Below are 7161 nucleotides of genomic sequence, written 5' to 3'. Positions count from 1 at the left end.
GAAAACGGATCTGACCCCATTTCCTGATTTCGAAATCTGACAGACAGTCATCCACGCATGGCGTGGATCTACCGTGTCGACCAAGGTCGACACCTACCAACAGCAGCACACTGTCGAAGGCGGGCACTGTGGGTTTGCGGGGTGTGAGCCGCATGGATGCGGCGACCAAGCCCCCATGGATGGGTTTACGGCGTCCCCGCAAACCCACAGTGCCCCGCCATTCCACAGAATGCCGCGTTGGCTTCTGACGTTGATTCTGCAGGTGCAGGGCTGCAAGCCCTGCCGAATCCCTAGAACGGAGCCGCGGACTCGAACGCGAGCGCCTCGCCCGTCAGCGGATGCGTGAACCGCAGGCTGCGCGCATGCAGGTGCACGCGCTGCGCCGGTGCCGCGTCATACAGCACGTCGCCAACAATCGGATGGCCAATACTGGCCATGTGCAACCGCAGCTGATGGCTGCGGCCGGTGATCGGTTCCAACGCCACGCGCGTGCGCCGCGCTTCAACATCGCGCACCAGCACGCGCCAACGCGTCAGCGCCGGCTTGCCACGCTCATGGTCGACCATCTGCTTCGGCCGGTTCGGCCAGTCCACGATCAGCGGCAGGTCCACTTCACCGGCATCGCTTTCGATCACACCCTGCACGACGGCTTCATACCGCTTGCCAACCCGGCGCTGCTCGAACTGCATCGACAACGCCGCCTGCATGTCCTTGCCACGCGCATGCAGCAGCAGTCCGGAAGTCACCTGGTCCAGGCGGTGCACGGTCAACGCATCCGGGTACAGCGACTGCAGGCGCGCGACGACGCAGTCCTGGTTCTCGGCGCTGCGGCCGGGCACGGACAGCAGGCCGGCGGGCTTTTCAGCCACCAGCAGCGCGTCGTCGATGTAGTGCAGGTGGATCATGCGGTTCCAGGAATTCCAAATGAAAACGGGGAAGCCGAAGCCTCCCCGTTTTCTGCGTACCGACCAGCGGTCGGTACCTACCTTGATGCAAGACGTACCGACCGGAGCCGGTACCGCCTGCATCAGCCCAGCAGGTGGGCGACGCCGGCGCGCTCTTCTTCCAGCTCGGCCAGGGTCTTGTCGATGTACTTCTGGCTGAAGTCGTCGATCGGCAGATCCTTGACCAGGGTGTACTTGCCGTTCTCGGTGGTCACCGCGAAACCGAAGATCACGCCTTCCGGAATGCCGTAGGAACCGTCGGACGGCACGCCCATCGTGACCCACTTGCCGTTGCTGCCCAGCACCCAGTCACGCACGTGGTCGATGGCGGCATTGGCGGCCGAAGCGGCCGAGGACGAGCCACGGGCTTCGATGATCGCCGCGCCGCGCTTGCCGACGGTCGGGATGAACGTGTTGGCGTTCCACTCCTGGTCGTTGATCGCATCGGCGATCGAGGCGCCGTCGGCGGTGGCGAAACGGTAGTCCGGGTACATGGTCGGGCTGTGGTTGCCCCACACGACCAGCTTCTCCATGCCACCGACCGGCTTGCCGAGCTTGGCCGACAGCTGGCTCAGCGCGCGGTTGTGGTCCAGGCGCAGCATGGCGGTGAAGTTTTCCGGCTTCAGGTCCGGGGCCGACTTCATCGCGATGTAGGCGTTGGTGTTGGCCGGGTTGCCGACCACCAGCACCTTCACGTCGCGGCTGGCGACCTTGTTCAGCGCCGCGCCCTGGGCGGTGAAGATCTTGGCGTTTTCCAGCAGCAGGTCCTTGCGCTCCATGCCCGGGCCACGCGGACGTGCGCCGACCAGCAGAGCGATGTCGGCGTCCTTGAACGCGACTTCGGCGTCATCGGTGCCAACCATGCCGGCCAGCAGCGGGAACGCGCAGTCTTCCAGCTCCATCATCACGCCCTTCAGGGCGGCCTGGGCCTTGTCGACCGGCAGTTCCAGCAGCTGCAGGATGACCGGCTGGTCCTTGCCCAGCATTTCGCCGGAGGCGATGCGGAACAGCAGGGCATAACCGATCTGGCCGGCGGCGCCGGTCACGGCAACACGAACGGGTGCTTTCATGGGGGTTTCCTCTTGCTTGCAAGCGTTTGATGGGACGCCGCGGGCATGGCCACGCAGGCCGGGCAGGCGGCGGGGAACAGGGAAACGGCCACCCGTGGGTGGCCGTTTCGAAGGGGGTCAGGCGGCGAGGTGCTTGTTCCACTCCGCGACGCGGTCGGCCTGGGCGGCCAGCACGGCGTCGACGTCGCCTTCCAGGGTGATCGAATGGATCACGTCGCCCTGCTTGACCGAATCGACGATGGCCTGGCCTTCCAGGACCTTGCCGAAGACGGTGTGGCGGCCGTCCAGCCAATCGGTCTTGATGTGGGTGATGAAGAACTGGCTGCCGTTGGTGTTCGGGCCGGCGTTGGCCATCGACAGCGAGCCGACCTCGTGCTTCACGCCATTCTTCTCGTCTTCGAACTTGTAGCCCGGGCCGCCGGTGCCACGACCCTGCGGGCAGCCGCCCTGGATCATGAAGTCGGCGATCACGCGGTGGAAGATCAGGCCGTCATAGAAACCGTGCTTGACCAGGTTCACGAAGTTGGCCACGGTCAGCGGCGCCTTGTCGGCGAACAGCTCGACCTTGATCGGGCCCTGGGTGGTGTCGAAAGTGGCGATGAGGGACATGAAGATCCTTGGTGCAAAGGGGAATGCGTCTAGCCACCTAGTTTACACCTGCCTCGTGGCGGCGGTGCCTTCGACCATCGGTGGAGCCCCCGCCTTCAGCCAGCGGAAGGTGAGCCGGGGGCCCGTCCTGGCGACCTCGGCCGAAGCGGCGGACAGCCAGCTGAATGGGCCGCTGGGCCGGCGTGAAATCCACCTTTTCGCGAATCGTCAAGTTCGACGTATAATGTTGGACTTCTTTTTCCAAATCCGGCGCCGACTGGCCCCCTTTCGTATGTCCATCGAAAATCTTCGCAACATCGCCATCGTCGCCCACGTCGACCATGGCAAGACCACCCTGGTCGACCAGCTGCTGAAGCAGTCCGGCACCCTGTCCGAGCGCACCGTCCTCGCCGAGCGCGTGATGGACAGCAACGACCAGGAAAAGGAACGCGGCATCACCATCCTGGCCAAGAACACCGCCATCACCTGGGAAGACAAGAAGACCGGCATCAAGAACCGGATCAACATCGTCGATACCCCCGGCCACGCCGACTTCGGCGGTGAGGTCGAGCGCGTGCTGTCGATGGTCGACACCGTGCTGATCCTGGTTGATGCGATGGACGGCCCGATGCCGCAGACCCGCTTCGTGACCCAGAAGGCCTTCGCGATGGGCTTCAAGCCGATCGTCGTGGTCAACAAGGTCGACCGTCCGGGCGCCCGTCCGGAGTGGGTGATCGACCAGGTCTTCGACCTGTTCGACAAGCTCGGCGCCACCAACGAGCAGCTGGATTTCCCGATCGTCTACGCCTCGGGCCTGAACGGCTACGCGGGCCTGGAAGACACCGTGCGCGACGGCGACATGACCCCGCTGTACGAAGCGATCATGCAGCACGCGCCGAAGCCGGAAGTGGACCCGGAAGGCCCGTTCCAGATGCGCATCAGCCAGCTGGACTACAACAACTTCGTGGGCGTGATCGGCATCGGCCGCATCCAGCGCGGCACCCTGAAGAAGAACATGCAGGTCGCGGTCATTGACCGTGAAGGCAAGAAGCGCAACGGCAAGGTGCTGCAGGTGCTGGGCTTCATGGGCCTGGAGCGCATCGAGCAGGATTCGGCCGAGGCCGGCGACATCGTGGCCATCTCCGGCATCCAGGAGCTGACCATCTCCGACACCATCTGCGCACCGGACTTCCCGGAAGCCCTGCCTGCGCTGACCGTTGACGAGCCGACCATCTCGATGACCTTCCAGGTGAACAATTCGCCGTTCGCCGGCAACAAGGACCTGTCCGGTGGCAAGTTCCTGACCAGCCGCCAGATCAAGGACCGCCTGGACCGTGAAAAGGTCCACAACGTGGCCCTGAAGGTCGAGCAGCTGGAAGACGCCGACAAGTTCCTGGTCTCCGGCCGTGGCGAACTGCACCTGTCGGTGCTGATCGAGAACATGCGCCGCGAAGGCTACGAGCTGGCTGTGTCGCGCCCGGAAGTGATCATCAAGGAAATCGACGGCCAGCTGATGGAGCCGATCGAGCAGCTGGTGGTGGACATCGAAGAAATCCACCAGGGCGGCGTGATGGAAAAGCTGGGCACCCGCAAGGGCCAGTTGAAGAACATGGAATCGGACGGCAAGGGCCGCGTGCGCCTGGAGTACCAGATCCCGGCCCGTGGCCTGATCGGCTTCCAGAACGAGTTCAAGACCCTGACCCAGGGTTCGGGCCTGCTGTTCCACGTGTTCGACCACTACGGCCCGAAGGAACAGGGCGCCATCGCCAAGCGCATCAACGGCGTGATGATCGCCAATGCGCCGGGCGTCACCCCGGCCTACTCGCTGGGTCCGCTGCAGGAACGCGGCAAGCTCTTCGCTGCCGAAGGCGACAACGTGTATGAAGGTCAGCTGGTCGGCATCCACTCCAAGGACAACGACCTGACCGTCAACGCGATCAAGACCAAGCCGCTGACCAACATGCGCGCTTCGGGCAAGGACGATGCGATCCAGCTGACCCCGGCGATCAAGTACTCGCTGGAACAGGCCCTGGACTTCATCGAAGACGACGAGCTGGTCGAGATCACCCCGAAGGAGATCCGCCTGCGCAAGAAGTTCCTGACCGAGAGCGACCGCAAGAAGGCTTCGCGCGGCGGCTGAGCCAGCACCCCGTGAACCAGAGCGGCTACAACCCGGATCCACACCGGCATCCGGGTCTGCACGTCATCGCCCTGCTCGAAGCGAGCAAGGCGATGCTGGCGCTGTTGGCCGCCACCGGGCTGGAAGTGCTCGGACCGCAGCCGCTTCGGCACGGCATCATGGTCCTGATCCGGCGTTTCAGCCTGGATCCGGACCATGGCACCCTGCCCTCGCTGCTGCATATGATCAGCCCCGACGCGGTCCACCTGGCCGCGGCGGGGATGATCGGCTACGGCCTGCTGCACCTGGTCGAAGCCTGGGGCTTGTGGCGGGCCAAGGCCTGGGCCTCCTGGCTGGGCTGCCTGACTGCCTCGCTGTACCTGCCCTTCGACATCTTCGCGATCATCCGCCACCCCGGCTGGCCGTCGTGGACGATCCTGGCGATCAACCTGATCGTGGTCTACGTTCTCGCCCGCGACCTGCGCAAGCGCCACCGCTGAGCACCGGCTACACTGGGGATTGGAGCCGACCAAGCCGCCCCATGCGCCCGTCCTTGCCGCCTCTGCTGACCTGCCTGCTCGCCGCGCTGCCTGCGCTGCTTTCGGCTGGCTGCAGCCCGGCCACGCCCAGCGCGCATGCGGCCGAACCTGCGAGCCGCAACGTGCCGTTCCCGTACGCTGAAACCGATGTTACCGACCTGCAGGCGCGGATGACCGCCGGTGAACTGGACAGCACCACCCTGACCCAGGCCTACCTGCAGCGCATCGCCGCCCTGGATCGGGCCGGGCCCCGCCTGCGCGCGGTGATCGAGCTCAACCCCGATGCCCTGAAGGAAGCCGCGGCGCGCGATCGCGAGCGCCGCGATGGACGCCTGCGTGGCCCGCTGCACGGCATCCCGGTACTGCTGAAGGACAACATCAACGCGGCGCCGATGGCCACCAGTGCCGGCTCTCTGGCCCTGCAGGGGTTCCGCCCTGACGATGCGTATCTGGTGCGGCGCCTGCGCGAGGCCGGGGCCGTGGTGCTGGGCAAGACCAATCTCAGCGAATGGGCCAATTTCCGCGGCAACGATTCGGTGTCCGGCTGGAGCGCGCGCGGCGGCCAGACCCGCAATCCCTATCGCCTCAGCCACTCGCCTTGCGGCTCCAGCAGCGGCAGCGCGGTAGCGGTCGCCGCCAACCTGGCCAGCGTGGCGATCGGCACCGAAACCGACGGCAGCATCGTCTGCCCTGCGGCGATCAATGGCATCGTCGGCCTCAAGCCGACTGTCGGCCTGGTCAGCCGCGATGGCATCATCCCGATTTCCTTCAGCCAGGACACTGCGGGACCGATGACACGCAGCGTCGCCGACGCTGCGGCCGTACTGACCGCAATTGCCGGCCGCGATGATGCCGACCCGGCCACCGCAACCATGCCCGGCCGTGCGGTGTACGACTACACCGCGCGGCTGGATCCGCAGGGACTGCGTGGCAAGCGCATCGGCCTGCTGCAGACGCCGCTGCTGAAGTACCGCGGCATGCCGCCACTGATCGAACACGCCGCCACCGAGCTGCGTCGGGCCGGTGCCGTCGTGGTGCCGGTGGAGCTGCCCAACCAGGGCGCCTGGGCCGACGCCGAACGCAAGGTACTGCTGTACGAGTTCAAGGCCGGGCTGGAGCGTTACTTCAGCACCCACCGCGCTCCCCTGCACAGCCTGGCCGAATTGATCGCCTTCAACCAGGCGCACAGCAAGCAGGAGCTTGGCCTGTTCGGCCAGGAACTGCTGGTGGAGGCCGACGCCACCGCCGGCCTGGCTGATCCCGCCTACATCCGCGCACGCAGCGATGCGCGCCGGTTGGCGGGCCCGGAAGGCATCGATGCGGCCCTCGCCGCCCACCAGCTCGACGCCCTGGTCGCGCCGACCACCGGCGTTGCGTGGCCGATCCGCAGCGAAGGCGACGACTTCCCCGGCGAGAGCTACAGTGCCGCCGCCGTCGCCGGCTATCCCAGCCTCAGCGTGCCGATGGGCCAGATCGATGGCCTGCCGGTCGGCCTGCTGTTCATGGGCACCGCCTGGAGCGAACCGAAGCTGATCGAAATGGCGTACGCCTACGAACAGCGCACCCGCGCGCGGCGGCCACCGCACTTCGGCACCGACACGCTGATCGACGCCGGCGAGCCTTGATCCGGTAGTGCCGGCCGCTGACCGGCGCTACCGTCGATGTTGTGCGCCCGGTCGACGCCAGCAGCGGCTTCGGCTTCCCGTCGGTGTCGGTGACGATGGCCACCATCACCTTCGGCTTCTTCGCGGTGCTGATCGCCCGCGAGATGCCCCACAGTGCGGCCGTGCCCACCGCGAAACGCGCGCCCTGCGCCATCACCAGGCTGTCGCCACCAGCGCTCTTCAGGGTCGCCAGGCCAATCACCATCAGCGCGCCCAGGGCCAGGCACAGCACCCAGT

At 66.0% G+C, this 7161-nt stretch carries 6 protein-coding genes and 1 pseudogene; 3 read left to right on the top strand and 4 right to left on the bottom strand.

Annotation, left to right across the window (positions count from 1 at the left end; genetic code table 11):
• Window positions 1-290: 290 nt before the first annotated feature.
• The 3 genes from ABGA94_RS05745 to ABGA94_RS05735 all read right to left on the bottom strand — a co-directional run bounded on the left by ABGA94_RS05745 (window position 291) and on the right by ABGA94_RS05735 (window position 2623).
• Window positions 291-905, bottom strand: a complete 615-nt coding sequence (locus ABGA94_RS05745) for an RluA family pseudouridine synthase (RefSeq protein ID WP_111128987.1) — start codon at window positions 903-905, stop codon at window positions 291-293.
• A gap of 122 nt (window positions 906-1027) precedes the next feature.
• Entirely contained in the window at window positions 1028-2014 is a 987-nt protein-coding gene (locus ABGA94_RS05740) for a malate dehydrogenase (protein ID WP_005415428.1), read from the bottom strand.
• A 117-nt stretch (window positions 2015-2131) separates the two neighbouring features.
• Window positions 2132-2623, bottom strand: a complete 492-nt coding sequence (locus ABGA94_RS05735) for a peptidylprolyl isomerase (RefSeq protein ID WP_005408225.1) — start codon at window positions 2621-2623, stop codon at window positions 2132-2134.
• A 271-nt stretch (window positions 2624-2894) separates the two neighbouring features.
• Here ABGA94_RS05735 and typA point away from each other — a divergent pair, with 271 nt between their 5' ends.
• Genes typA through ABGA94_RS05720 form a run of 3 tightly spaced genes read left to right on the top strand, consistent with a single transcriptional unit; the run spans window position 2895 to window position 6885 of the window.
• The gene (gene typA, locus ABGA94_RS05730; protein ID WP_005415427.1) at window positions 2895-4742 is read left to right on the top strand and encodes a translational GTPase TypA; all 1848 of its coding nucleotides are present in this window, start codon (window positions 2895-2897) and stop codon (window positions 4740-4742) included.
• An 11-nt stretch (window positions 4743-4753) separates the two neighbouring features.
• Window positions 4754-5221, top strand: coding sequence for a DUF2127 domain-containing protein (locus ABGA94_RS05725; protein ID WP_005415426.1), 468 nt, complete (start codon window positions 4754-4756; stop codon window positions 5219-5221).
• A gap of 41 nt (window positions 5222-5262) precedes the next feature.
• The gene (locus tag ABGA94_RS05720) at window positions 5263-6885 is read left to right on the top strand and encodes an amidase (protein WP_053501053.1); all 1623 of its coding nucleotides are present in this window, start codon (window positions 5263-5265) and stop codon (window positions 6883-6885) included.
• 136 nt (window positions 6886-7021) lie between these two features.
• Here the strand turns inward: ABGA94_RS05720 and ABGA94_RS05715 are convergent.
• Window positions 7022-7161 (bottom strand): annotated as a pseudogene (locus tag ABGA94_RS05715) (rod shape-determining protein RodA); the annotation flags it as partial.

The organism is Stenotrophomonas sp. 3diitr2024, from assembly GCF_042136455.1.
Classification (GTDB): domain Bacteria; phylum Pseudomonadota; class Gammaproteobacteria; order Xanthomonadales; family Xanthomonadaceae; genus Stenotrophomonas; species Stenotrophomonas sepilia.
This window is presented reverse-complemented; position numbering and strand designations above follow the sequence as displayed.